Annotated in this window: 3 protein-coding genes; 1 reads left to right on the plus strand and 2 read right to left on the minus strand. The window is 42.1% G+C overall.

Going from position 1 to position 1,819, the window contains the following annotated elements:
• On the minus strand, positions 1 to 932 hold a 932-nt coding region (locus VE944_RS22030; protein WP_324981871.1), incomplete at its 3' end, for a GAF domain-containing protein.
• Between the two features lie 125 nt (positions 933 to 1,057).
• The gene (locus VE944_RS22035; RefSeq protein ID WP_324981874.1) at positions 1,058 to 1,375 is read right to left on the minus strand and encodes a hypothetical protein; all 318 of its coding nucleotides are present in this window, start codon (positions 1,373 to 1,375) and stop codon (positions 1,058 to 1,060) included.
• 248 nt (positions 1,376 to 1,623) lie between these two features.
• Between VE944_RS22035 and VE944_RS22040 the strand changes: the two genes are divergently transcribed.
• On the plus strand, positions 1,624 to 1,819 hold a 196-nt coding region (locus tag VE944_RS22040), incomplete at its 3' end, for a nucleotidyltransferase domain-containing protein (protein WP_324981876.1).

Below are 1,819 nucleotides of genomic sequence, written 5' to 3' on the forward strand. Positions count from 1 at the left end.
CCTTGAATCCATTTGAGTTTACCCGATGGTGTGACGATCCGCCCTTCCCAACGCCAGGGTAAGAGGTTCTCAATAGCGTGAGCAATGGATGTTTCAAATGACGGCAAATCCTCCGAGTAAATTAATTCCACAAAGGAATTAGCATCCTGGAGAATTGTTTCTGGCTCCAATTCCAACAGTTCACGGGAGCCAGAATTCACAAAGGTAAACTTATGGAGGCTATCTGTGCAGGGCAAGTAGCGAAAGACCATACCTGGCACATTCGCAACTAGTGCCTCGAACTGCGTTTGACTGTGATGGAGTTCTGCACGAGCCGCTTGTTCGTGGCGTACAGCTTCAAGAGCTGCTTGATGTGCCTGATGGATGCTGTGTAAGGCAGAGGCAGTAAAACCTGCCAAACTCGTCATCAGCCGATGATCTTCAACATCAAACTGTCGCGCCTCATGATGCGACAGAATCCAAAGAGTACCTAATGGCTGATTGTTTACACTTAGCGGAATTAGCAATCCCTCAACAATAGGAAACTGCGGATGGTGCAGATAGGTGAAATAGCGTTCAGGATGGGCATATAGTTGTGGCTGCCTAGATTGAAGTGTGGTGCCACAGGGACTAAAATTACTTGGGGTGGTGGTTTGTTCTAAAAATTTTAATGCGCCTGCGATCGCTACCCAGCGAAATCTGGATTCACCATTAGGATCTGTTTCCAGTAAACTAACTCCAACAGTATCGGCTCGACATAAATCGATGGCAATCTCAACCAGGGTTTTGAGCGTGGATTGCGGATCATCAATGAGTTGTTGACCAAGGATGTGGAGCGCTCGGTTTTCAGCCGCTAAATCTGGCTCTCTCACTTGACGGCTAACCAGTGCCTCTGTAATCAAGACATCCGCTTCCGTGACTGCCGGAGTATTGTTTGGGGATAAACACATCATTTTATATAGGCAACTCGCTGTGTTTAACTGAAATGAAAAGGCTCAAGTAGTTATTAGACTTATAACAAGCTCAATAATGCATCCAGCTAAAAGCAAATAAATTTAATATTTCATTAATATCTCATTTAAGCTGGCGGCTCTATCTTTTGAAATTCTTTAATTGCTTCGATATGGGCTTGATTTATCTTTATATGCTCCTCCACTGCTTCTGAAAATAGGTCTGTTGAAGGATCTTGCGTTAGTCTGTGCGCCAATTCTTGAAATTTCTGCGCGTGTTCGTACATGATTTCTCCATAGGCTTTGATACGTTCTTTTTGTTCCGGCTCGATTTGGTCATCTGTTTGTAAACTCTTACCCAACTCTTGCACTTTTTTACTATGCTCAATTGATTCTTGAGCATGTTTCTGTGCTGTCTCTATAGTCTGCTTTGAAACTTCATGCATAATTGTTAATCTCAGCTATTTCCTTCAAAAAACTATAAAATAGAAGCTATCTCGCCTATCTGTAACAGTTAGTTAAAAACTTACTAATATAAAAATTTCATGTTCTAATAACATTTTATATGCTGTTGAAAATCTGGCTAACTAGCTAAAGGTGGATGCGATTGGCGTTTAAACTAATCCTTCAGACTGCTGCGTAGACGTAGCCAGCCGTAGCCATCTCTATTGAAATTTCAAAAATTGGAGATTGTATGGCTGTTCCCGAACCACAACGAGAGCTTTTAGAACAGATTCTGGCAAAATTGAAGACGGATAACCGTTTACTGGGTGTAGCGATCGGTGGTTCTTATTTGAGCAGAAAAATGGATGAGTATTCCGACCTGGATCTCATTATTGTTGTAGATGATGTTCATTATCAGCAAGTTTTAAAAGAGCGTCAGCTTTTAG

It is taken from the genome of Nostoc sp. (assembly GCF_035638895.1).
Taxonomy (GTDB): domain Bacteria; phylum Cyanobacteriota; class Cyanobacteriia; order Cyanobacteriales; family Nostocaceae; genus Nostoc.